Here is a 24124-nt window from a genome sequence, read left to right on the forward strand (position 1 = left end):
CGTCTTTCGGTTACGTATACTCGAACGCCACGACGTAAATAGTCGGTGGATCGCTTTTACGGAACGTGGAGATCGGATAGAGGACTGGCCGCCCGAGGGAACCCCGGTCTGTCGGTGGATTTCACACGGATTTTATATCGTCGGATTGTTCGTTGAGGCAGGTGTCGGTATCGTGAGTTCCGGGGCCAGTTTGATCCCCCTCGTCGTGACCATCTTAGGGCTGGGTGTCACTGCCCAGGTGTTAGCCGATCGGCTGGAGATTCCGAGCGTCCTCTTTCTCATCCTTGCCGGGATCGCCGTCGGGCCGGAGGGACTCGACATCGTGAGTCTCGAATCCTTCGGCGGTCCCGGTCCGCTCTCGGGAATCGTCGGACTCTCGGTCGCGATCATCGTCTTCGAAGGTGCGTTCCACCTGAAACTCTCGAAGCTGCGGCAGACGCCGCGAGAGGCGTTCCGGTTGGTGACCATTGGGGCCGGGATCACGCTCCTCGGGACAGCACTCGCCGTCCGTTTCGCGCTTGACGCGTCCTGGACGCTGTCGTTCCTCGTCGGGTCGCTGCTCGTGGCGACGGGACCGACCGTGGTCACGCCGATCCTGAACGTCGTTCCAGTCCGTGACCGGGTCGGTGCCGCGCTGGAAACGGAGGGGATCGTCAACGACGTGATGGCGGCGATCATGGCGGTCGCCGTCTTCGAGGTTCTCACATCCACCGGGACCGGACTGAATCTGGTGATCGAGTCGTTCCTGACGCGCCTCGGGATCGGCGTTTTCGTCGGCGGCCTGTCGGCTGGCGTCCTGTGGTATCTCCTCGCACACGTCGACCTGTCTCCGTCGAACGCAGTCCGGAATACCCGACTGATCGTTCTCGTAGGCGCAATTTCGACGTACGGAATCGCCGATGCACTCGCCACGGAAGCTGGGATCGCCGCCGTCGCGACGGCCGGCATCCTCCTTGGAAATACCGATTTACCGTACGAGGACGAGATCGAGGCGTTCAAAGGCGACATAACGCTGATCGTCCTCTCGTTCGTGTTCATCTCCCTCGCGACACTGCTGTCGTTCGACGACCTGCTATCTCTCGGAGTTGGTGGGCTGCTCGTGGTTGTGGTCGTCGTGGTGGTTATCCGGCCACTGGCCGTCCTGCTCTCGACGTTCGGCGACCGGTTCTCGTTCCGCGAGCGGTTGTTCATGAGCGCCGTCGGTCCCCGGGGGATTATCCCCGCGAGCGTGGCAACGCTGTTCGCGCTGGAACTCCGTGGCTCAAATCCCGAGGCGGCGACCATTCTGGTGGGGACCGTCTTTCTCGTCATTCTGACGACCGTCGTGTTTGAGGGTGGATTCGCTCGACACATCGCCCAAGCACTCAACGTCTTACCCATGCGTGTAATCATCGTTGGCGGCGGCCGCGTCGGTCGCGGCCTCGCCGAACGGCTGGAGGATCGCGGCGAAAACGTCATCATCGTCGACAACGACCAGCAGCAGGTCGAACAGGCCCGGAACGCGGGCTTCACCGCGCATTTCGGAGACGGAACCGACACGGACGTTCTCAGGTCGGCCGGCGTCGGCAACGCGAAGATCGTCGCGGCGGCGACCGGCGACGACGACGCGAACCTGCTGGTCGCCCAACTCACCCAATCGAAGTTCGACGTCGAAACTGTGCTGGCCAGGGTGAACACGCCCGGCAACGCCGAGGCCTTCGAAGAACTCGGTGTCCGGGCCATCTCGGCCGACGACTCCATCGCACAGTCGATGGACAACGCCATCGAGCGCCCGGCACTCTCGGAGTGGATGTCGGAACTCGGTCGCGCCGGTGACGTGCAGGAGATCGAGGTCACCGCGGAGACCCTCGTCGGCACGTCGATCAGCGACCTCGACGGCGAACTGCCGGACGGCGTCCTCGTCGCGCTGGTCAGCCGGGACGGTGAGTCACAGATTCCGGAGCCGGAGTGGACACTCCAGCATGGCGACCACCTCACCTTCGTCGGCCGTCGCGACGCCGTCCACCGTGCGCTCGAACAGTGCCATCCGGACCTCCACGCCGATACCGCCTGAGGTCTTGTCTCGGCGCTACCACCGCAGGAGTTCGCGTGGGCCGTATCGCATCGCGACGATGCCAGCGAACGTCAGCACACCGGTGAGAGCGGTCACACCGCCGACGACGAACACCCAGGCCATTCCCGCTGTGTCCATGAGATAGCCGCCCAGGAGCGGAGCGAGAAGCGCGCCCGGCCGCCAGACGAGGCCGCGAATACCGAAACTGCTCGCGATACCGTTGTCCTTCCCCTCGTCGGCGAAAAGCGCCATGCTCGCGGGTTCCCGGACGGCGTCGGCCACCCCAAGGAGTCCGTTCAATCCGACCACGACGAAAAACACGGCCGGGACCGTCCCGAGGATCGGAACCGCCGCCGAGAATCCCAGTCGTGTTCCAAACGCCGGTGCCAGGGGGATCGCCAGTGCGATCAAGCCGTACGCACCACCACCGAGCGTGATGAATAGACCCCGGCCGAACCGGTCGGACCACCTGCCGCTGATCGGCTGACAGAGCATATTGGTAAACTTCTCCGCGGCGACGGCGACCCCGACGGCGGCCGCGGACAGCGCCAGTCCGCCGCGAGCGACCGACACGCCAACGAAGATCGGGACCCAGTTACGCACGAGCGTCACAGAGACGGCGTACTGTGCCCGGAAACTCGTGATGGTGAGGATACGCTCGTTGAGGGCAAGATCGAAGAAGGCGAACCCCTCGACCTGCGTCTCGTCGGCCTCGACGAACACCCAGACGCCGAGCGTCGCGAGAACGAACAGCGCGACGAGCGCCGCGAAGATGGGGTCGAACCCGAAGGCGTCGTAGAGTGCGCCGGCACCGAGCGTCCCGACCACGCCGGCGGCCATCCGCCATGCGTTGTACTTCCCGATCTGGTTGGCACGTTCGTCCGGTCCAGCGATGTCGCCGACCAATGCCAGGCTGATCATCCCGGTTCCGACGATGCTCAGCCCCTGGAGCGTCCGTGCGACGATGAACCCGGCCGGCGTCTCCACGACGGTGAACGAAGCGTACGCGAGGACGCTCAGGGCCAGCGACACGAGCAGTATCGTGCGCTTGCTGTACCGGTCGGCGGCCCATCCGATCGGCACGATCGCGATGGCCCGTCCGAGGCTGAGCGCCGTGACGAACAGGCCGACGACGACGCCGGTCGCCCCGAGCTGTTCGATGTAGGTCGGCAGCAGGGTCAACAGCGTGATGAACCCGAGGCTGCCGACGAACCGGGTCAGGTAGAGCGGGTAGAACTGCCGACGACTCGACATACTCGGTGCCAGTCAGGGCGGACAGGTAAGCCGCTCGGCTCGGGCTGTCACTGTGGGGTAGTACCACTCACCGACGAACGGGACTCGAAGACAGTGACGGGCCTCACTCGCCGGTGAGCTGCCCGAAATCCGCCCGCGTCGATCGCAGATCCATCTCGAAGCCTCCGTCAGGCTGTTCGGTAATCCAGAGGACGCGGTCGGCGGTCTCCGCGATCGCGGTCACCGTCTCTTCGTCGTGGGCCGTGTAATCGAGCCCGAAGACCGCTAGACCGTCCGGGGTCCGCAGCCCGGAGATTCGCTCGACGACGTCGCTTACGTTTGCCCTCGATGTCGCGGAGAGCATCGGGGAGAGTGATCGGACTACCAGGTGTCGATTGCCACCCGCTGGGATCTTTGTGGTCAAGTCGGAGAGTCCGATGACCAGTCGCTCGGTATCTCCCTGTGACGGGGTGTACACCGTGGGCACCTCACCGTAAGCCGCCGAAATCGACTGCCCTTCCGACACCATATCGACGACCCCGATTGACGCGCCCTGCGCGGAACCGGTCAACGACGAAAATGTGTCGCTCGTTTCCGAAACTCCCTGGTTCGTCGTCACGACGATGGCACTGTCGTCCGTCGATCCGAACTGTGCGAGACACCGGAGTCCGAGCGCGTACTCCGTGGGGTCGAATCCACACAGCAGGACCGTCGCCCCGTCGGTCAATGCTTCCGGGAAGGTTAGGGTCTCTCGCCGGTCGTGTTCGGAATCGGATTCGGGGACAGAGTCCATCGATTAGCTCCCCCCTGGAGATGTGTTGGCCGCTGATCGGCCCAGCAATGCGAGTGTTTGCTCTGGATAGAAACGCGCGCCACAGCGCGGGCACTCGGCGACGGTCACCGCTTCACGTGCTGCTGACGCAAACGGGAGGTCCTGTACGTCGATCGTCCGTTCGAAAAGGCCTGCACCGCAGTCCGAGCAGGGGAGGTCTGTTTCATGTGTCATGGCTATTCGAGGGGCGGTCGCGGTAGCGTCCCACGAGGCGGACCGGTGGCCGCCGGAACACACGGACACCCGGCACGCGTTCGATAGCAGTGCCGTCACGGGTCCGCGACGGCGGGCCAAACGGCAAGCGCAAAAAGGACGGGACCGATCGCCCAGTTACCTCACAAATCACGGCGCGGAGATAAATACTCTTCGCCCCCGATTCGATTCAGGCGATGTCGACGTGTTTTTATCCGGTGACCAGTAGCCACCAACCACAACGGTGGTCGACGTCTCCGTCGTCACCGTCTGGCTGCTCCTCTGTGTGGGACTCGGGCTAGCCGGTGGCTCGATAGCGCTCGGCGGACTCCCGCAGCTCGGACGCTACGCGCCTGCGTTCGGGCTGCCGATAGCCCTGTCTCTCCTGGGCATCGTCGGGCTGTGGGTCGGCCACATTTCGATCGCACTCGGTCTCTGGGTCGGTCTCGGACTCCTGGCGTTAGGGGCAGTTGTCGCGACAAGACAGGGGAACTGGTGGCATCAGTTCCGGGCTGGACTGCCGGCCTACGCGCTGTTCACCGTCGCTTTTCTGTTTATGATTTCACTCCGGGCCATGGACCCAGCGGTCAATCCATCCAGTGGCGAGAAGTTCCTGAACTTCGGCCTCCTCACGGCGCACCTCGAAGCGGACGTGCTCCCGGCCGAGGATATCTGGTTCGCCGGCGAACCGTTCAGCTACTACTACGGCGGGCACTTCGTCGCGTCGCTGCTCGCCAGGCTCACCGGAACGCCCGCTCGCTTCGCCTACAACCTCTCACTGGCGACGTTCTACGCGACCCTCGTGACCGCGGCCTACGGGCTGGCCGGCGCCATCGGACGGCGGTGGAAGGTCGGCCGCACGGCCGCGTTGCTGGGCGCATTCTTCGTCGGATTCGCCAGCAATCTGCTGACGGTCGCTCGGCTCGGGGCCTGGATGCTCCCGGATCTGCTCGTGTCAGCGTTCGTTCCTCAAACGTCGGCCGAAGTCGGGCTCGCGCCCGGTTCGTTCGACTACTGGCCGGCCAGCAGAATCGTGCCGGGGATGATCTCCGAATTTCCGCTGTTCGCCTATCTCAACGGCGATCTGCACGCCCACATGCTCGCGATGCCGTTCCAACTGCTCGTTATTGCGATTCTCTACGTCTACTTCTGGCTCCCTGCTGACCGACGACGGTACCGGATCGTACTGCTGTTCGGTGTCGTTCCCGCGATTTCGGGGTTCGTCACGGCCACGAACGCGTGGGCCTTACCTGTTCTCGCTGGACTGGTCTGGTTGACGCTGTATTTCGCGCCTGCACCACCGGTGACACTCGGCTTCGATCGACTCTGGTCGGTCGCACCAGTGGACGGGCTGTCGATCCCTGCGTGGACAACTGCTGCCAGGCGAGTGATCGCCTCGACGCTCGCGGTCGCCGTCGTGATGATGCTCTCGGTCGGTTGGTCGCTTCCGTTCTGGACCGTCACCGCAACGTCTGGGATGTCACTCGCGTTCTTCCCGTCTCGGAGCCCGCTATCCGGGCTGTTACTCGTTCACGGTGGGTTTCTGATCGTACTCGTCCCGTATCTCGTCAGGCGGCTCTCTCCCGACGCTTCCGCACGCACGCGTGTCGCTCTCGTCGGTGGTGCCGTAGTCACACCCGGTGTACTCTTCCCCGATTTCGCCGGTGTCGTCCTATTTGGCGTCCTCGCCGTCGTCGCCTGGTTCGTTCTCCGCCGGACTCGTAGCGTCGATCTCGACTCCACGGGCTACGAGGCCATTCTCGCGTTCGGTGGCTTGAGTCTCGTCGTGTTGGTCGAACTCGTATATCTCCAGGAACCGGCCGTGCCCGGTCGATTCAATACGTTCTTCAAAACCTACGCCCAGATCTGGCTCCTGTTCGGTGTCGCCGCCGGCGTCGTCGTCGCCCGGTACCTCGCCAGTAACTGGTCGCGATCCATTCCGACCATCTCCGGGCGCGCCACTCGGGGCGTGCTGGTGTCCATGCTCCTCCTTTCGACGGGCGTGTACGGGGCTGGCGCCGTTCATCAATGGACGACAGCCGACAGCGATGGTGTCAGAACACCCGACGATCCGACGCTCAATGCCTTGTCGTTCGCCGAGCAACGGTATCCCGATCAGATGGCCGGGATCAACTGGCTCGACGATCGGTCGGGAACCCCGACCATCGCGAGTGCGCCTGGTGCGTACATCTGGAAGGGATACCACTGGGTCAACGCACCCTCCAGTCTCACTGGGCTTCCGACCGCCGCTGGCTGGGCACACCAAGCCGGCTATCGAGGCTCCGATACGTACTGGGGTCGCGTGGACGACGTCGGACTCATATTCAACGGGAGCCGGCAGGAACGGTATCGTCAGCTGGAGCGATATGACGTCAGGTACGTCTTCTACGGGCCGATCGAGCGTGACCGATATGGAACTGGGCTCTTTCGAAACGAGTCCGCTATGACCCCGGTATTCGAGGCCGATAACGTGACGATATTCCGCGTAAATCAGTCAGCAATCGACCGACGCGAGTTTTCGACCAGACCAGCCTGACCCCCCGGTCTACACCGGGGTCGCTCGTGTTCCCACACCACGTTTTTCGGTCTGGCAGACCCAGCTAACCGTGTGAGTGACTCATCCCCTCATCAGTGTCCAGTCTGTGGGTGGACTGGCCCCAAATCAGCGCTCGAGACGGGAAATAACGAGCCGAACTGCCCAGCGTGCGGGGAGTCAGTTCCGGTGTAACATGCCAGTGCCGCCCGCTGTGTGTTGATCGTCTTTGTAATCGAATCGGGGTTTGGGACGAAAGAGCCCGGCACTCTTTGGCATGATCGACTACTGGAGGCGCTGCCGGAACAACAGCGGGTAATTCTCGAATCCCAATTCCTTGGGGCAAATTACTCGGTCCAAGAGATTTCGTATTCGAGTTCGTATCGCTGTTCGCCGGTTTCGGAGTCCGTCAGCCGTTCCAGTTCCACCTCCAGGGTCGGCTCCTCCGGGACAGTGACCTCCCGTTCCTGCTCCGGACCCGACAGTTGCACCGTCCCAGATTCGATCTCCTCCGCGGCAACGGCGAGCGTCTCGGCAATCGCCGACCGGGTCTGTGGATTCTCGGTCTTGAAGAGTTGTTCTTCGGGCATCGATCGGGACCACACCGTCCAGTCCGATAGGTGTGTGGCAAGTTCTCACGAACTTGGAAACGCGGTTCCCGTCGATCCGAAACCGACGAGGCGGTCGCTCCGACCTGTACCCCTTTCATGGAGTCGCACTATCGTTTGGTATGGGCGACGTACGAGCGCTCACCACCGACGCAGTGATCGAACTGGACGGCGAGGTACTCCTGCTAGAGCGGAACCACCCGCCCTTCGAGGGTCATTGGGTGTTACCAGGAGGCTACGTCGAACCAGACGAAACTGCCCGAGCGGCCTGCGTTCGCGAGGTGAGCGAGGAAGTGGGCCTCGACGTCACAGTGGAGGAGTTCGTCGGACTCTACGACGATCCCGACCGTGACGAACGCGGCAACGTCAGCGCGGCGTATCTGTGCGCACCGGTTGGCGACGGATCGCCGACTGCCCGAGAGGAGGCTCGTCAGGTGGAGACGTTCGACCCGTCTGATCTGCCACCGCTCGGATTCGATCACGAGCGGATCGTCACCGACGCACTGCCCCAGTGATCGAGCCCGACGCTCCTGAGAATTTTACTGTGGCGACGGCGTACGGAACCACATGGAGTTCACAGTGATCGAAGGCGACATCGCCGATCAGAGCGCCGATGCACTCGTGAACGCGGCCGGAACGAGCCTCCAGATGGGCAGCGGCGTGGCGGGCGCGCTCCGTCGAGGCGCACACGGACCGATCAACGACGAAGCGGTTTCGAAGGGACCCGTCGATCTCGGGGCAGTCGCCGTCACCGACGCATACGAACTTGACGCCGAACACGTCATTCACGCCGCCGCGATGCCCCACTACGGCGACGGACTGGCGACCACGGAGAGTATCCGCGAGGCGACGGAGAACACGTTGGAGAGAGCCGACGAACTTGGCTGTGAATCACTTGTCGTTCCGATTCTCGGCACCGGCGCAGCCGGGTTCGACTTCGAGACCGGTGCCCAGATCGTCTGTGAGGCAATCTGGCAGTACGGACCCGACACGCTAGACGACGTTCGCGTGATCGCGTACTCAAGGCCAGAGTACGAGACTGTCCAGGAGATCGCGGATCGACTTGAGTCGAACGACGACCAGCAGGAGTGACGAAACGCTCGTTCACCTGAGTCTGAAAGTCTCCAGATTCTTCGGCGCGTACGTCCGGCAGTTGAGTTTCTGGTACAGAGCCGAGGAGAACTGGTCGGTGGCAGTCTCGTCGCCGTGGACACAGAGGACCTCCTCGGGCTGGGGGTGCATCGTGCGGACGAAGTTCTCCAGTCCGTTCCGGTCGGCGTGACCCGAGAATCCGCTGACGGACTTGATATCGAACCGGAGTTGCAGGCGGTCGGAACCCCTGCCGTCGTCGAGGGATATTTCCCGCCGCCCGCCCTGGATCTGGCGACCGAGGGTACCTTCTGCCTGATAGCCGACGAAGATCAGCGCGTTGTCCGGGTCCGGCCCGAGCAGTTCCAGCCAGGAGAGGATCGGCCCACCGTTGACCATCCCGGCAGTCGAGAGGATGATACAGGGCTCGCCGTCGGCAATATCCTGGCGCATTTCCGAACCGCCGTCGACCTGCTGGAACTGCTCGGCCATGAAGGGGTTATCATCCTGGTGGAGGATTCGGTCGGTCAGGCCGTCCCGAAGGAACTCGGGGTAAGCGGTGTGGATCGCCGTCGCCTCCCGGATCATCCCGTCCAGATACACGGGCATCGTCGGGAGCCGTCCCTCGCGCATCGCCTCCTCGAAGACGAGCATCATCTCTTGGGAGCGCCCCACCGCGAACGCCGGGATCACGACTTTGCCGCCGTCCTCGTAAGTCTCGGAGATCAGGTCGACCAGCTTCCGTTCGGAGTCCTCCTGATCGGTCTGGTAATCGCCCTCCCGTCCGTACGTCGACTCCATCAAGAGCGTCTCGGCGCGTGGGAAGTCGTTCTCGGCACCGTTGAACAGGCGCGTGTCCGTGTGGTGGATGTCACCCGAGAACACGACGTTGTGGAAGCCACTGCCGATGTGGAAGTGCGCGACTGCACTCCCGAGGATGTGTCCTGCGTTGTGGAGGGTCAGTTTGATATTTGGCGCGATATCGGTGACGTCGCCGTAGTCAACTGGGATCGTGTGCTTGAGCGTCTCCCGGACCATCTCGCTCTCGTAGGGCGGCGTCCGGCCCTGCTTCGCGGCCACGTTCAGGTAGTCCAGCTGGAGCAGTCCCATCAGGTCTCGCGTCGGTGCAGTCGTGTAGATCGGCCCGTCGTAGCCGTACTTGAAGAGTAGCGGGAGGAGGGCGCTGTGATCGAGGTGGGCGTGTGTCAGGACGACGGCGTCCAGATCGGCGATCGGATTCGCCTCGGGCATCTGGAGGTACGGAACCTCGCCCTCGGCACCGGGTTTGTCGCCGCAGTCGATCAAAACGCGGGTATTCGGTGTACTCAGAATGAAACTCGCCCGTCCGACCTCACGGCAACACCCTAAAGTCGTGATCCGGACCCACTCCGGCTCGTCGGGCGACGGGCCGTAGATGTTTGACCCGATATCTTCGAGCAACTCCCGGCGCTCGGCTCGCTCCTGCACGAGGAAGTTCCGGACGTTCGCGACCGTGGAGGACTCCATCGGCGGTGTCCGCAGGACCTCCGGTGTCCAGCCGATCTCCTGGGTGATCTCGTCGAGTTTGCTCGCCTGCCGACCGATGACCAATCCGGGCTTTTCGGCCTCGATGAGGACTTCACCGGTTTCGGGATAGAACTCCAGTTCGCTTACGCCGGCCTCGTCAGGGAGGAGGTCGTGGAGATGACTCTTGGCGTCGGCTGGCGGTGTTCGACTCTCCGGCGACGGTCGAACGGTGATTCGCTTCCTGAGTGTACTCGCCAGTTGGGGGATGACGCTGTCTGCTTCGGCGAACTTTCTGGGTGTATCCGTATAGATGACGAGCCGTGGCCCCTCGTAGGCGACGCGAGTGACCGACAGGTCGGTAGGTATCTCCGACGTGATCTTCTCCCGGAGGGTATCGAAGTCGGGGTCGTTCGTGCTCATGAATTCTCAGACTCGTGGCGTAACGGTGGTCGAATTGGCATGGACTGTCCGTTGGTGTGTTCGGACGGCGGTGACTGCGGAAGAACGAAAACCGTTCGCCGCGATCTGATTAGGAATTCCAGTCAACGGTTATATGAGTTTTGTTAGATGAGGATGATATTTTGATACGATGGATGAACAGTGGTAGTAGTCCTGTGCAGCCATCCTGTCATCAGTCTAGGCGGGGGAGACTGACTGCCTGTTACTTTCCACGAAGACGGGTGATGCCCTCAGCCCGGTTGGCCTCATCGGGCCGGTGAATTTCGCTGCCCAACCTGATTAATAACCGCTATGTGAGGCGCGGTGTGTGACTGTGTGACGAGGCGGCGATGAATAAGAGTTGGGACCAGGGTCGAAAAAAGGAGTCCACTCATTCGGCAGCCGTTTCAGTTGCATTCTCTATCGTCAAGAGCGGGTGTTCACTCGCCATATCGTGTTTCAGTGTCGCCACCGATGCCGAGTTAGAGTCTGATTTCGGAATCGTAATTTCCGTTTGCTTGGTCCCGTCTTCGAGCGTCCGATATTCGATCGTCACTTCGCCTGGATAGTCGAACTGGCTCACGATCGTATCCACCGCTTCCTGTAGCTGCTCCGGAGAAACGCTTTCGTCCGACGAATCAGACTCCATGTGGAACCACTCAATGAAGAGGAAGGAGTGCTTTGGGGTCGCCGCAACCCTCTCGCTTACTGGGAACACCAGAACGCTCAACTTCCCGGTTTGTATACCACCCAATGGCGGCTATGACGATTGAGTTACCCCGCTGAGCCCCTTGTGATGACGCGACCTGACCGAGCCGCCCTTTGGATTTCACCGGAAATTCGGTCTCCAGTGGTTACTCGGAGTCTTTCATCTGCTGGAGCTGATCGACGAGTTCGTCCGTCGATTTCTCCGTCTCGAACTCGATATCGCCCTCGTGGTCCGTCTCGTGGACGTTGACTGCTTCCTCTTCCGAATCTGTATCCACTTCCTGATTCTGCTGCTCGGACTCGTCGTAGCTACCAAACCCCATGTTAGAGACCAGTCTTTCGGTCGTCAAAACGATTGTGACTACGGCTTCTGTCGGTCAATCGGTGGATTCCCGACTGGAAGTAGGCTGATTCAGCGGTCGAAAGATCGCACTACCCGCCGTCTGCGGGTGTCCTGGTCGCGTCTTGCAGAACGAACGGTCCGAGACTACCGATTGCCCTCGGCCGATTTGGCCTCATTAGGCTGTACCCCTACGGTGTCCCGGGGGTAGCTATCTAATGTCGTCGCATAAGCATTGTGGCCCCAGAAGTCAAGTTCCAATTTCGCCGTACGAGTTTAGTGCTTGGAAGGTATGTGATACCATATGGGTTTTGGGAGCTACGATGAGTCGGAACAGCAGAACCAGGAGATCGAGACAGATGATGGCGACTCTGAAAGCGTCAGTGTCCATGAACACGAGCACGATGGCAATGTCGAATACGAGATAGGGGCGTCGACTGACACGCTCCTCGACGAACTACAGAAAATCAAAGACCAAAATGAGACCACCGAGTAGGTCGCATCCTGGTACTCAGCTATTCCTCCATTAGGACTGGCACAAAAGACAAGCGATTTATTGACGGCGCGGCGATTATTCTATATCCAGAGCCCGATGAAGCCACTCGGCCGAGGGCTCCATGCAATGCCCGTGTTCGTCACCAACGCACGCGGGTTCGCGTGGTAGCGTGGGTATCCCCAAAATATCCACTGCTGTTTCGCCATCCCCCGCAAGGGGGTTTACGTGAAACCTGCATCCAGAATTGGTGACCTATGGGGTCTTGTACAGAGATTGTTGATAGTTTTAAGACCGTTGTTGGAGTCGGTGGGTAGCTCCACTTTGAAACGAGTACTCGCGAGAGTTGGGAGCCCGATGTGGCGGTCTGTACACATAGAAGCGACGGGGGTCGCGAGATGCGCCTTCAGGACTCGCGCCATTTGTGGCCGCACTCGACGCAGGTGAACAGCCGAACCTCGTAAGAGCCGCCCGGCTTGGGCAGCATCTCGTAGTAGGCTTGGTCGCTGTCACAGTCCTCGGCCGGACAGGGTTCCTGCATCGTTTCGTTGGCGTCCTGAGTCGCGTCGGCCACGTCGGGTGCCCCGTCGTCCCGCTGCCCCTCCTGGGTCGTCATCGCCGCTTCCGCCTTCGAGTCCCGTGGTTCCTCGTTCTCACAGGAGCGACACACCCACGTGTCTCCCTCCGTGTGCATCAGCGACCCACACTCGTCACAGAATTGCATATGAGTACAATAGACGGGTGTCGGAATATATGTGTTAACTTCCGATTTGTGGTGGACCCCGTGCAACTGCTCATATGACTGTACCGCGTTCTCGAAGATGCTGCATACGCGCCCCTGTATTCAGCAGACCACTCCTATCAGCCGACAGATGTTAGAATAGATCTAATTCCCTCTAAGTCCAGACGGGGATCTGGCGTACAAATCAGCGAATCCACAGGTGTTCCGAACAGACGAATCGACGCAAAGCCGTGCTGGAGGGTCGTCTCCCGGTCGCGTTCGGGACAAGCCAAACCATCGTACCCACTGTGGACGCGACGCTTGTCGCCCCGCTCCCGATCAGCCATGTGGATGCTCAGCGACGACCAGCGAACACCAGAGTGGAAGCCGACGACAGGCTCGATGTCGTCGCACACGGCAGTGATCGCGTCCCAGGCCGCTTCTACCGCTTCGCGGAGCTGTGCATCCGAGGCGGCGACTTCGCTGGGCGCATCCTGGAAATCGGCGTTCGCGTTGTGCCAGAGATAGACACCCGGCGAGAGTGGTTCGTCGCGAGGGCCGCTCTCGTCGTAGTGGCTTGGATCGAGGACCACGTGGAAGCGTCCGGATGGAATCGGGGACCCACAGAGGGTCGGTGACGTATCGGGATCGGCCTCGTAGGCGTGGGCGTCGTCGACGCGATACTCTGCGACTGCACGGATGCTGTCGTTGGATTCTGCCTCGGTCGAGAAGTCAGTTAGGTCGGTCTGTTGGGTCATGCCCATGAGTCGAGCGTGGATTGCTCTTTCACCTCCTCGACGGGACAGAGAAACCGCCACTTCCAGCGCTGGCGAATGGCTTTGTCCTCGCGGTTGCTGGCCTCGCTCGGTTTGGCGAACCCAGTGCAGGTCCAGCCCTTGTCTCGGAGGGCTCGGATCATCGCGCCGTCGTAGTCGGCACGCACCCAGGTGAGCAGGAACCGGATCCCCTCTCGTTCAGCGTAGTCAGCGACGAACCGCTCTTGGGACCGCGCGAGCGCCGCCGAGGCGAGGTTGGGCATCCGAACACCGAGACAGATTCGGGCGGCCTCGACGAGCGTGTCGCCGGCGACGACCTCATCGTCGACGATCTGGTTGGGCTCGATCTCGTCGAGGACCCTCCGTGCGGTCGGGCGTAGCTCGCGAGGGAGATCATCGTCGATAGTCACAGGTTCGGGTGCCAGCTGGCCGCCAGTCCGGTAGCGAATCCTCTTTTTCGAGATCAGGGGGTATCGGTAGGTGATTGACCCGACTAGATTCCCCTGGAAGCGGACGCCGTGGTGAACGAGATTCACCGACGGCAACGAATCCATGTAGGAGTGGTGCGCGTCGTAAATTGCGGCTGCTGTCTCGCGCGGGATCGGCTCGACAGTGACGTGGTCGGCGAACCGGAGGCCGAGGGGGGCAGTGAAGGGCTCGCCGTCAGCGTGGATTGGACACTCGCAGGTGGGACGATGTCGGTGCTGGAACGATTCTGTCGGGCTCGTGGTTGTGCGTGTCTGGTGGGTCATCCCTCGCCCGACTGGGAAGAGACAAACTGTCGGTGGCGCCGCTGCTAGAAGTCGTTGTTTTCTAGGTGAGCAACGACGATGCCGGTCCCGGCTCCTTCGATGAACAGCCCTCGTTGCCCACGGCAGTGGATCGTGTACCGCGCTGGTTCGTAGTCTGCCGACGGAGCTATGGCTCCAAGAGCGCGCCGAAGGCAGCGGGAGCGGAACAGGGGGCTCCCATCCCCCCAGGTGAGGCGGCCGTCGATGAGTGGGTCCCAGTTTTCGAACTGGAACCGTTCGGGTGGGTGATACGCTTCCCGGGCTGTGGCGACCAAGTAGTCGGCTCCTTTGACGACTTTTCCGAGAGCTTTGGATCGGTTTGGGACGACTTCCACTTCCACGGGCCCGTTGTGTATTTTTGTCCGTTCGTCTCTCCACGTGACCGCTCGTGGAATGTCGAGCGGAGGGATACTGAGTGTTCCAACCTGTTTGAGGTGAGTCCGTCCTTCTTCGACAGAGTCGAACTCTTCGCCGCAGGAGCACTGCACGGCGTCGTTGCCGTCCTCTGCGGGATACCCGTCCGTATCCTGACTCCGCTTGATGCCATCTTCGGTGACGTATAGCGAGTCGACGTACCGCCAATTATACGCAACCGTAACGTCGTGGTCGGATTCAGGATTTCCGAAATCGAAGCCACTGTTCTGTTCGCTGTCGCTGGTTGGCTCTGTTGTTGCCATCCTTCCACCCATTCGGGGGTAGAAAAACAGACGCTACGAGTTCTCTTCCTCATGACTCACTTTCTAGACTAACACAGTGATATGGAGAATGAATGAAATAAATTACTGGAAGTGACCGGTCCAACGCTTATATGTTGGTTATTCGCAGTACTGCTTGATGGCTACGGAACCCGAAACGAGAGCCATATCTCTGCCTGATAATTGTACATGGCGGGATCCCAAGGATCCACCTTGGCCGACTCCAGAAGACCCAGATCAAATTCTCACTCACACCACGGCGCGAAAAGCGATTGTCTGCTGCCCGCAGTTGCAGATTCCATCTATCGAACGGGGCTCCCCCCACTTCACAACGTGTACGACATCAACTACGGCAACTGAGAGCGGGATCGCCGATGTCCTCGACGCTATCAGAACCCACTGTGATCCGGTGGCTCCCTGTTACTACGGGGTTCGCCACAAGTATGTACAGGCCTACGGCCGTGGTGCTCGACAATTCAAGCGGACACTCACTGACCCACTTGATGATGCTCCTGCGCTGACGCCGCCACCACAGCAGACACCGGCTCCTGACCACGTTGGGAGCTGTTGCTGGCAGACTGAATCCGGCTGGATCATCGTCGAAGCACACCGTGATAGCGTCACCGACGATGCAACATTCCAGATACGGGTAGGACTGATGATGCTGGGCCCACTGACCCGTCCTGAAACAGTCGAGCCGGTGTTTAATACCGTCGGCGAGTCACTGCCCGGAATGCAAAAAACGTGGCCACTTCGCCAGCTCATTCTCACTCGAGATCGGCGTCCGCCGACGGAGCCGGTGGCTGAAGAGACGCTCGGAACCGCTGGCGATACTCGCCGATTGCAGATCCACGGTGGGAATCCACTCTATGGAACGCAGTCTGATGACCTCCAAGCACTACCGACCACGCTCAGGGATACCATGTTTACTCCCCTTTCTCGAGTGAGTACGCTGGTATACACGACAGAGGGACGGACATCTCCGCATAGATCCACTCTGACAGTCGTCGAACCACCACTAATGCGAACGCTGTTTGTCGCCGGAACCGTTCAGAGAACCACCTGAGGAGAGCGCTTTTGCCCCTTGTCATCAAGGAATAGCGAAAACCTCCGGGCTAATCCGCTGAATTGACTTCTTCGTAATCGGGTACCTCTGCGTTAGGCTCTTCAGAGATACCGCCCCCATAGGTCGAGAGACTCGGGTTCTCACTGGCCAGCACATACTGACACAGGGCCGTCGCGAGATGGACGGGGACGGCGTTGCCGATCTGCTCGGTGACGGCCTTCTTTGTTGACCCACAGATGTCGTACTCCGCCGGGAAGCCCTGCGCTTGCTTCAACTCTTGGGGGTTGAGCATTCGGTAGCGGACATCTAGCCCCCACGGCCACGCTTCGGGGACACAGAGGGCGAAGCGATCACGGGTTTCCACAGCCCCGAGTGGCTCGTCGACGGCGCCGGCGTCGGACTGTCCGTGGTAGTCCACGAGGAACGGGCTTGCCACCCCAGCCGGGCTCTTCGACGCCGGGACAGTCATCAGCGGCCGCTCGATTGAGCGCGTTCGTGGCTGCTGGCCGCTGCGACCGTTGTAGAGCGGACAGAGGTATGACTGGCCAAGGCCGAACACGCCGCCTTTGGCTGTCGTGATTGTGGGGAGTGGCTTCTCGATATCGAGCGTTGCCCCACCGTGGGAGTACCGAAGCAGCGTCGGCGAAACGCGGTAGCCGTCCGTGTTTTTCGCGGTGACCGTGTGCAGCGGTCGCGCTCCCGGCCGATAGAGTGGATTCGAGTGCAGGCCGCGCTGGAAACCGTTCCGAGGCATCACAAGCGGGCGGGCTTCGACCTTCTGATGACCGCCTCGGGTCGCGATCGTCGGGACTGGCTCATTGGTCGTCACTGGACTCGCGCCGTCCTGCTGTCGAAGGAGGTAGGAGGCTGAGAGGCCGACGCCACCGGTAGTGGGACACCGCACGAGGAACGGTTCGTCGACGGCCTGGGCCACAGTCGCCGCCTCCTCTAGAGAGACGACTCGGTTGCTCCGTAGCTCCCGGACGTCGTCGCGACCGAGAGTGGCCAGCGCGTCGGCCAGCGGCTCGTAGCGGTCGGGACAGTGTTGGCGGATCCCCTCTGCGATCCGCTGCATCGTCGAGTTCTTCAGCGGCTTCTTCCGGGGGGCATCGATATCCCGGGTAAAGATCGACCCACCGGGATCCGCCCAGTCGATGATCTCGGCTGCGGGCCGATGATCGGCGAGGTCGTCGTCGTCCTCTGCGGAGTGGGTCGGCTGGGGGAACGTCGGCTGCTTGGTCCGGCTCGCGACGATGAACAGCCGCTCGCGGCTGGTGGGATCGCCGTAGTCAGCAGCGTTCAGCGTTCGGTACTCGACGGTGTAGCCGAGGGCCTCGAACATCCCGACCCACTGCTCGAAGATCGACCCGTCCCGTGTGGGTTGCCCGTCGACGACAGGTCCCCAATCGCGGAACGGTGGGACGTTCTCGAGGAGGACGTTCTCCGGACGGAGTTTCTCGACCCAGTCGAGAACGTGCCACGCAGAGGCACGCTTCTGCTCGCGAACGGGCTTGCCGCCCCGCGCGCGGCTGAAGTGGACGCACTCGGGACCGCCGACCAGGAGGTCGACAGTGCCCGGCTCGACGACGTCGGGCGGATGGAGTTCCTCGATCTTGGCGTGGTAGTGCTCGGCCCACGAATGGTTAGTTTCGTGTGTTTCGATCGCTGGCTCCCAGTGGTTGATCGCGTGGATTTCGACATCATCGCCGGGTGTCTGCCCCAGCTGCTCACAAGCGAGAGCAACGCCAGTCGAAAATCCCCCGGCACCACAGAACAGGTCGACAACGGTCGTTGCGCTAGCCATCCGACTCACCCGCCGTGTGGTGGCACTCCTCGCAGCGGTCCGCGTTCGGAAGGACTTCGCGCTGGCCACAGTCCGCGCAGGGTGGCGCGATACCCGCGAGGTCCTGGACGGTGGCGTCTTCTGGTTCGCCGACGTGCGGTGCTTCTTCTCGGTGGATGTCGCTGAACGTCATCTTACCTCCACCCTACTCGAGGGGAACAAACTCTGGGCGCTGACCGGAATGTCTTCCCGGACTAAGCCCCTCCTCCGAAATCCGCAAGGGTCGCGTTCGGGGAATTCTCGCAGTACGGGCGCGGACACTCCCCTTCGTCGTAGACTGCTGCGTCGAACTGCTCAAGGCAGCCGCGGCAGCACCACCACTCGTCGGCATCGGCGACGTTCACGTCGACTCACTCTCGATGTGCTTCGGATCGCCGGCGAAGGTCACTTCGATATCGATCTCACCCTGGAGAACGACAAAATCGCCCCAGTCGCACTGCTTGCAGAGCCCGATGAGTGTCGCTTCTGCCTGATCCCCGTCGCGCTTAGGGTGCTTGACCTGTAGGTCAAGCGTCGACGTATCGGCGTGACAGTCGTGTTTTCGGAACTTATCCCGAAGCCGTTCAACTCGTCCTCGACTGGGTGACACGCTGACGATTTCGCGAGCAAGGACAGCCGAGAGCTCGTTTTGTTCGTCGACAGACTGACCGTCTCTGGATGGATTGGGCATTCTGTGTACCCTCAGTCCGAAGGGTGAGACAAACACGCCAGCACGGCATCTCTGGCACTATCTTTGACTCACTACCTGGCTCACGGAGAGCGCCCCCAGCTGTTGTTGCTCGGTCGCGATGTACTGGTCGGGGACCTCTTCAAAGTCGTCGAGGCCAGCCTGCTCAGTCGCTTCGACGTCGACACTGGGGCGATCGAGCTGCCAATGCGCTTGGTCACGCTCGTAGCCGGCATCGAACGCGGAAAGTTCACGGGTTCGGGCCGGCGCTGCGACGGCTTCCAGTTCCTCAGCGCGATCGCCCAACCAACCCATCTGCTCGAACATTCCATCGAAGTCCTGCTCCTGGAACGGGAAGCGCACGGACGCCTTCGGCGGGAGAGCCGTGTGTGTCTCCCGCCCAGTTTCCAGCGCTGTCGGTCGACCCTCGAAGATCCCCCGCTCACGGAGGGCGTCAACATAGTCGCTCCCGGCGAGGACGACCAACTCCCGGCAGGGGGACTTCGCCTGATCGGCACAGAACGGTCGGCGAAGCCAGTCGGCCAGCCCAGAGTGGACCCTTCGGGCCCAGCTGTCCAGTTTCGTCGTGACGGGATCGCCCGAGGGCAGTTCGAATCGCGGCTCGCCCTCGATTGGCACGTCACGAAGGTCGTCGATCGTCGTGTCGTAGGGCTCGATCTCCATTCGGGCCGGCAAAATCCCGTGTTCGGCCGAGAGAACAGCCCAGGCGTTCGTCCGCCTGTCGGCTGTTCTGGCCCACTGGACGGCGGCCTCGGCGTAGCGACGTTTGAGCACAAAGTATGACGATGTATACAAGTCGCGAGCCTCGACGGGCTCGTCGGTTTTTGCGTCGCCACAGCCCACGAGGACGAACCGTCCTCTCGTTCGCTCAGTTTCCATCGGTGGCTTCCCACCGTTCGGCGGGATCGAGCTTCCGAACCTCGGCGACGCGGCGATTCCGCTCGGGGGCGAGGAACTCTGCGGTACAACTGGGACACGCCTGGACCTGCTGGACGCCGGCGTTGAAGACGAGTGCCTCGAATTCGTACTGTGCCGGTCCCGTACAGGCCCGGTAGAATTCGCACTCGACTGATTTGATCTCGATCTGTTCGTCGGTCGCCTCTGCCGAGTCGTGGATGGACATGAACAAATTCCTCCACCCACCTCGGGGAGAACAAACAGACTGCGGTAGGACCGCTAGACCCAATCGAGTGCGACAGTGAACGGGCCGTCCCACTCTCTAGCTTGATCTGGCGCGTTATCGTGAGCCCAGAGCTGTTTGGCTTTGCAGGAGCCGTCGTCGAACAAGTCTCCGTTGTCGTCGGTCGCATCCTCGGCTGGGACGACGAAGTGTTCGCGATTTTTCGCGGGGACGAGACGGCCCTTGTGCCAGGTCTGGGGGACGAAGGTCACGCGCACCCGGCTGGACCCGTCACACTCTGGCGGATCTGGAACCAGATCGAGCAGGTCCAACCGCCCTGCGATGTCGGTGTGCTGGCTGAGCCACTGGCGGCCCTCGGTGGCGGCCTCGTCGATATGCTCCTGATCGAGCGAATCGCTCCGGCCCCACTCGGCGCCGTCTTCGATCACGGTCGCACAGGCTCGCGCGATGATCTCGCTGACCCGGGAGTCCTCCGCGTAGCCGGCGACCCCATTCTGGGTGGTTTCCAGTTCGCGGTACAGCATCGACTCGGTGCCGGTCTCCTGCTCACGCTCGTGGACGGCACAGCGCAGGTGGGCGACGGCGTCCAGCAGGTGTCCCAGCTGGGAGTCGTTCCGGATGTCGTCTCGGACCTGCTTCCGGAGCGGGATTGAATTGAACTCACGGGCGGCTCGGCGGGCGAAATCTGCCTGCTTCTCGGCCCCGAACGGTGTCTCCGCGACGGTTATCGCTGTTCCCCCTCCTGCATGACTGGGCGGGTTTCGACCCACTGCTGTCCGGCGAAAATAGCGCCGGACTGTTGCGCGTTTCGATGTTCGGATACAATGTCACTTTCTGTGTTGTCGGTATGCTCTGGCGATGCGTGACTGCGTTGCTTGTCGGTACTCATGGGAAAACTCCTCCACCCAGCATGGGGAGACAAACTCACGGGGCTCTGGATCTCAGCCGATAATTTGAGACCCTGTGCTGAATAGAGGGCGCAAATCTTGCATGGAGTTACCTTCCGATCACGGGTGGTTAGATCGCTCAGTACAGAAGCGGTACTGAACAATCACAGCTAGGATTTGTTGATGTGGATGTCAACGGTGTCAGGGTGAAATTTGGTGGCGTAGTACTGAATAAAAACACCAACCATCAACCCAACCGCCGAGGTCGTCACACCCTGCATCATACCACCGATCCCGGCTACAGCCATCGCAATTGCCATCAGTGCGAACCGGATGTTGTCAATCGCTACGTCGCTTACTTCTTCCATTTCCGCCATATATCTGGGTATTATGAACTGATTGTTAACGGTTTGCCAAAATCAGGGCTTAATTTCACGGAGAATCGGTAGTATGTCCGGCACTGATCGCTACCGCGTCGGTGACGCGCTGTCCGAACAGTGCTCGCTTGACGTGGCCGCGGACGGCGGTCGCTCAGTGCGTGCGGGGACTACTCGGAGTCAGGCGAGAGGAACGGTAAGTCTGAGTCGTCATCTTGATCTCCCCAACGGTCACCGTTGCGGCCTCTCCGTTCGCCACAGTTACGACAATAGTAGGTCCCCTTTCCCTGCAACACTAGCCCATTATTGCACACGGAGCAACGTGGTGGACTGCTTGGGAGGTCATCTGCGAACATCATATGAATTAGATTTCAGATCATACCATTTAAAACCTGTATCAGTAGGGGGTGATTTCGTTGACGAGTGGGTCGGTTGACAGTGGTACAGCGCGCTGTCCGAACTGCAACCAGTTGAGCGAGACGAAGTATTATGACCATCACTGGCTCTGCTACAACGAAAATTGCAGAGTCAGAGCCTTCGAACCGGCTGAAAACTCCAGCACGGCCTTCTAGCGGATGGTTCGGCTAAAGGGTGAAAGCAAGATCGTGGCGGTGTTCTCACGCGCTCCCCCGAGGCTAATCGTCGGTCCGAGGAGCCAGAAGGAACTGGACTGTCCCATCAGCGCCGGGAAGCGGAGCGCGAACAACAAGTGGGATCGTGTTTCCGATCTGGAGGTGCCGAGTCGGCCCACTCGGGAGCGCGCGGTTGATCTCGCTGAGATGATCGAGACTAAATTTCGAAGCCGCTTCCGCCGGCTCGAACGCGACCAGATCTCCCGGTTCACGTCTGTAGGTGACGCTATCTGTGTCGCCACGGGCGTCGAACCGGAGTTCTGGGTTATCCTCGTCGACGACGACATAGAGATGGTCGCTCACCTTCTTGCCGGCGGTAACAGCTAGATCGAGATCGTCTTCATCGAGCTGGCACACCGCTGGGTACTCCAGATCCGGGTGGCTTGGGGCCTGACGAATTGATCTCGGGTCGATCAGCGAGAGCGTACACGTCATCTCGTCCGAGCTAACCTGGAGTGTGTTCGTCTGGGGGTCCAGCACGAGTCGGACTAGCTCCTCGTCGACGACTGACAGCACTTCGTCCAACCGGTTGACGTTCACGCCGAGAACGCCAGTCGTGCTCTCGAACTGCGTGAACGACTGGGCATCGACCTGCAGGTCGACCATTGCGACCTGTGACGGATCCGACGCCTGAATTTGGATGCCGCTGTCGTCGACGGCGATTCGACACTCGTCGACGATTGGATCGACCGCGCTCACCACCGTTTGGAGTGTGCTGACCGTCGACGTGAGCTTGAAAACGGCAGGCGGAGAGTCGCGGGCAGGAGAATCGTCATCTTGTTCAGATTCGGCGGCGGACTGAGCCTGCGTGTCCTGTTCGGGTGTCGGTTCGACTTCGTCTGCGGAGTCTGCTTCGGTCGACATTGATGGCCTCCACTCGACTGGGGTGAACAAACTGCCCCTGTATCCTCTCGCTTAGGGGAGAACGGTCACAAGCCGGGCGGACCAGTAATTGAGTCGGAAACTGCTGTAGCCTTCAGAGAGCCAGTAGGTCCTGACAGTCGCGATACGCTCTAGCGAATCGGCCGGATCCTCCCAGGCAAACTCGTAGCCAGCAATAATTCGATCGTCGACGACGTCGCCCACCTCGTGTTCGGGCCCGTCCCAATTGATCGCGACCGTGTGGTCGCCGTTGGGCGGCTTGATCCGACCTCGATCCGCGACTTCGACACTGGATGGCGTCTTTGCCAGCGTGCCCAGCGTCGCGAGGTCCGCCGCCTCCATGCTGAACGACTCGCCGTCTGTCGAGTGGACACTGTGTTTCACGTCGCCGCGAACGGTGTGGTACTTGGCTCGTTCGATCTCGATATCCTTCGCTTCCTCGAGCAGACGCACGAAGTGGGCGAGGCCGTGGAGGATCTGGTCGTTTTCCTCTTCGACGCTAAACCGCGTGTCGCCGGCCTGGATCTCGCTACTGCGTCGACCCTGCCCTGCATCTGGACGATCGACGGGCATACAGCTGCACAGCAGGGAACCTTCTGGCCCGGTCAGGATCCACGGGAACGGGCCACAGGGAATAACGGTGTAGTCCGTCGCTGAGTACCTGCCGCCGCCAGTGAGCACCCGCAGGGCTTTCTCCAGGGCGGTCCCATCGATACCGTAGCCGTATGCCTCGCAACAGCCGTCGACGTGCGTCACGAGCGGATCGATCCCGTCGAAGCCACCGTAGGTGTCCGGGATCCCCCAGATCTCGCCGCTGCCGTATTCCTCGACGTACTCGGCGACGTCACCGTCGACGATCCAGCGGGTTTGCTGAGGACTGACGTGGCCAGCACTGGTCTGGATCGGCGAGGCTGGTCGCCGCGTCTGAAGGCCCCACTCAGTGTCAGGAGACTCCCAGTCCGGAAACTCGGATCGGTCGGGAGCCGCAGTCAGGCGGGCACACCGGGCGACGCTAGTCGGGGCCGGATCGAGGTCTTCTTCTGTGCTTCCGAACGCGCTCAGAGACGTGCGAGAGTCGGTCATGGTAGTCTTGGGAGGATCAGTTCTCCCACCCCTCTGGAAGACAAAAAACAAGCCGCGAGACGGTCAGGACTCGTTAGTCTCGAGGACGAGGGTGACGGTCTTGGTCGCCAGGTCTGCGAACCTGTCGGCGATGTTGTCACGACCGCTGCGCCGGAGCGAGTGTGCAGTCACCGTGTGCGCGAACGCCAGAAGCACGAGCTCTTGGTCAGCAAGCTCGATTTCGGGATTGACGCTGTCGGCGATTTCAGCTAAAGATGCTGCGGCGTCGAACGCCCGAGCGAGGTCGTCCAGATCGCCGGCGGTGGGATCAACCGTGTACTGGGCTGCTGTCCGGAGTGCTTCGCGGTGAGAGAGCGACTCGCCGACCGAGGGTTCGATCGTCGGTGCGCTGTTCGTCGATTGTGCTGGTCCTGCAGCTGGAGAATTCTTTGTCGACATGGATTTGTGGAATTGCACTGCGGTTGGTTTTCGATTCGATCTTCAGCCTCGTGAGAGGGACAAACGACGCTGTTTGCTC

Annotated in this window: 25 protein-coding genes; 5 read left to right on the forward strand and 20 right to left on the reverse strand. The window is 61.2% G+C overall.

The features are described 5' to 3' along the window. Window positions 1-172: 172 nt before the first annotated feature. Window positions 173-2053 carry a cation:proton antiporter domain-containing protein gene (locus BMX17_RS14220; RefSeq protein ID WP_092661199.1) on the forward strand — a complete coding sequence of 627 codons (1881 nt, stop codon included), beginning with the start codon at window positions 173-175 and terminating at the stop codon, window positions 2051-2053. Window positions 2054-2068: 15 nt separating this feature from the next. On the opposite strand, the gene BMX17_RS14225 is transcribed toward BMX17_RS14220, so the two are convergent. Both BMX17_RS14225 and BMX17_RS14230 read right to left on the reverse strand, forming a co-directional pair. Further along, window positions 2069-3307 carry an MFS transporter gene (locus BMX17_RS14225; protein ID WP_092661201.1) on the reverse strand — a complete coding sequence of 413 codons (1239 nt, stop codon included), beginning with the start codon at window positions 3305-3307 and terminating at the stop codon, window positions 2069-2071. 103 nt (window positions 3308-3410) lie between these two features. Next, complete coding sequence (locus BMX17_RS14230; protein ID WP_092661203.1) at window positions 3411-4079, reverse strand: DUF7504 family protein; 669 nt, start codon at window positions 4077-4079, stop codon at window positions 3411-3413. Window positions 4080-4554: 475 nt separating this feature from the next. Here BMX17_RS14230 and BMX17_RS14235 point away from each other — a divergent pair, with 475 nt between their 5' ends. Then, window positions 4555-6846 carry a DUF2298 domain-containing protein gene (locus BMX17_RS14235; protein WP_092661206.1) on the forward strand — a complete coding sequence of 764 codons (2292 nt, stop codon included), beginning with the start codon at window positions 4555-4557 and terminating at the stop codon, window positions 6844-6846. 344 nt (window positions 6847-7190) lie between these two features. Here BMX17_RS14235 and BMX17_RS14240 read toward each other — a convergent pair whose 3' ends face one another. Then, window positions 7191-7433, reverse strand: coding sequence for an amphi-Trp domain-containing protein (locus BMX17_RS14240; RefSeq protein ID WP_092661208.1), 243 nt, complete (start codon window positions 7431-7433; stop codon window positions 7191-7193). A 140-nt stretch (window positions 7434-7573) separates the two neighbouring features. Here BMX17_RS14240 and BMX17_RS14245 point away from each other — a divergent pair, with 140 nt between their 5' ends. Both BMX17_RS14245 and BMX17_RS14250 read left to right on the forward strand, forming a co-directional pair. After that, window positions 7574-7966 carry an NUDIX domain-containing protein gene (locus BMX17_RS14245; RefSeq protein WP_092661210.1) on the forward strand — a complete coding sequence of 131 codons (393 nt, stop codon included), beginning with the start codon at window positions 7574-7576 and terminating at the stop codon, window positions 7964-7966. Between the two features lie 52 nt (window positions 7967-8018). After that, entirely contained in the window at window positions 8019-8543 is a 525-nt protein-coding gene (locus BMX17_RS14250) for a macro domain-containing protein (protein ID WP_092661212.1), read from the forward strand. Between the two features lie 12 nt (window positions 8544-8555). Here BMX17_RS14250 and BMX17_RS14255 read toward each other — a convergent pair whose 3' ends face one another. The 3 genes from BMX17_RS14255 to BMX17_RS14265 form a co-directional block, all read right to left on the reverse strand. Continuing rightward, window positions 8556-10466 (reverse strand): beta-CASP ribonuclease aCPSF1, encoded by a 1911-nt coding sequence (locus BMX17_RS14255; RefSeq protein ID WP_092661215.1) that lies wholly within the window; start codon window positions 10464-10466, stop codon window positions 8556-8558. Between the two features lie 409 nt (window positions 10467-10875). Further along, window positions 10876-11133: a hypothetical protein gene (locus BMX17_RS14260; RefSeq protein WP_139203526.1), complete on the reverse strand. Its 258-nt coding sequence runs from the start codon at window positions 11131-11133 to the stop codon at window positions 10876-10878. Window positions 11134-11338: 205 nt separating this feature from the next. Then, on the reverse strand, window positions 11339-11515 hold the full coding sequence (locus tag BMX17_RS14265) for a DUF5786 family protein (protein ID WP_092661220.1): 177 nt from the start codon (window positions 11513-11515) through the stop codon (window positions 11339-11341). A 321-nt stretch (window positions 11516-11836) separates the two neighbouring features. On the opposite strand from BMX17_RS14265, the gene BMX17_RS14270 reads away from it, so the two are divergent. Next, a complete protein-coding gene (locus BMX17_RS14270) occupies window positions 11837-12028 on the forward strand; it encodes a DUF5786 family protein (RefSeq protein ID WP_092661222.1) in 192 nt (63 codons plus the stop codon). A 403-nt stretch (window positions 12029-12431) separates the two neighbouring features. On the opposite strand, the gene BMX17_RS14275 is transcribed toward BMX17_RS14270, so the two are convergent. The 14 genes from BMX17_RS14275 to BMX17_RS14340 form a co-directional block, all read right to left on the reverse strand. Next, window positions 12432-12749 carry an RPA12/RPB9/RPC11 RNA polymerase family protein gene (locus BMX17_RS14275; protein WP_092661224.1) on the reverse strand — a complete coding sequence of 106 codons (318 nt, stop codon included), beginning with the start codon at window positions 12747-12749 and terminating at the stop codon, window positions 12432-12434. 137 nt (window positions 12750-12886) lie between these two features. Continuing rightward, window positions 12887-13504 (reverse strand): hypothetical protein, encoded by a 618-nt coding sequence (locus BMX17_RS14280; protein WP_092661226.1) that lies wholly within the window; start codon window positions 13502-13504, stop codon window positions 12887-12889. Then, entirely contained in the window at window positions 13501-14274 is a 774-nt protein-coding gene (locus BMX17_RS14285; protein ID WP_092661228.1) for a hypothetical protein, read from the reverse strand. The genes BMX17_RS14280 and BMX17_RS14285 overlap by 4 nt, the downstream gene beginning before the upstream one ends. A 44-nt stretch (window positions 14275-14318) precedes the next feature. After that, a complete protein-coding gene (locus tag BMX17_RS14290) occupies window positions 14319-14990 on the reverse strand; it encodes a hypothetical protein (RefSeq protein ID WP_092661230.1) in 672 nt (223 codons plus the stop codon). A gap of 1133 nt (window positions 14991-16123) precedes the next feature. Next, on the reverse strand, window positions 16124-17878 hold the full coding sequence (locus tag BMX17_RS14295) for a DNA cytosine methyltransferase (RefSeq protein WP_092661232.1): 1755 nt from the start codon (window positions 17876-17878) through the stop codon (window positions 16124-16126). Beyond that, a complete protein-coding gene (locus BMX17_RS14300; protein WP_092661234.1) occupies window positions 17871-18050 on the reverse strand; it encodes a hypothetical protein in 180 nt (59 codons plus the stop codon). The genes BMX17_RS14295 and BMX17_RS14300 overlap by 8 nt, the downstream gene beginning before the upstream one ends. Before the next feature lie 207 nt (window positions 18051-18257). Further along, window positions 18258-18587 carry a hypothetical protein gene (locus BMX17_RS14305; RefSeq protein ID WP_092661236.1) on the reverse strand — a complete coding sequence of 110 codons (330 nt, stop codon included), beginning with the start codon at window positions 18585-18587 and terminating at the stop codon, window positions 18258-18260. Window positions 18588-18644: 57 nt separating this feature from the next. Next, entirely contained in the window at window positions 18645-19484 is an 840-nt protein-coding gene (locus tag BMX17_RS14310) for a DUF6884 domain-containing protein (RefSeq protein WP_092661238.1), read from the reverse strand. After that, the gene (locus BMX17_RS14315) at window positions 19474-19728 is read right to left on the reverse strand and encodes a hypothetical protein (RefSeq protein ID WP_092661240.1); all 255 of its coding nucleotides are present in this window, start codon (window positions 19726-19728) and stop codon (window positions 19474-19476) included. Before BMX17_RS14315 ends, BMX17_RS14310 begins: the two co-directional genes overlap by 11 nt. 53 nt (window positions 19729-19781) lie before the next feature. Next, window positions 19782-20516 (reverse strand): hypothetical protein, encoded by a 735-nt coding sequence (locus tag BMX17_RS14320; RefSeq protein WP_092661242.1) that lies wholly within the window; start codon window positions 20514-20516, stop codon window positions 19782-19784. Window positions 20517-20803: 287 nt separating this feature from the next. Next, a complete protein-coding gene (locus BMX17_RS14325) occupies window positions 20804-21010 on the reverse strand; it encodes a hypothetical protein (RefSeq protein WP_092661244.1) in 207 nt (68 codons plus the stop codon). A gap of 635 nt (window positions 21011-21645) precedes the next feature. Next, complete coding sequence (locus tag BMX17_RS14330) at window positions 21646-22506, reverse strand: beta clamp domain-containing protein (RefSeq protein WP_092661246.1); 861 nt, start codon at window positions 22504-22506, stop codon at window positions 21646-21648. 51 nt (window positions 22507-22557) lie between these two features. Further along, window positions 22558-23607, reverse strand: a complete 1050-nt coding sequence (locus BMX17_RS14335) for a hypothetical protein (RefSeq protein ID WP_092661248.1) — start codon at window positions 23605-23607, stop codon at window positions 22558-22560. 63 nt (window positions 23608-23670) lie between these two features. Further along, entirely contained in the window at window positions 23671-24045 is a 375-nt protein-coding gene (locus BMX17_RS14340) for a hypothetical protein (RefSeq protein ID WP_092661250.1), read from the reverse strand. Window positions 24046-24124 lie beyond the last annotated feature (79 nt).

The organism is Halorientalis persicus, from assembly GCF_900110215.1.
GTDB lineage: Archaea > Halobacteriota > Halobacteria > Halobacteriales > Haloarculaceae > Halorientalis > Halorientalis persica.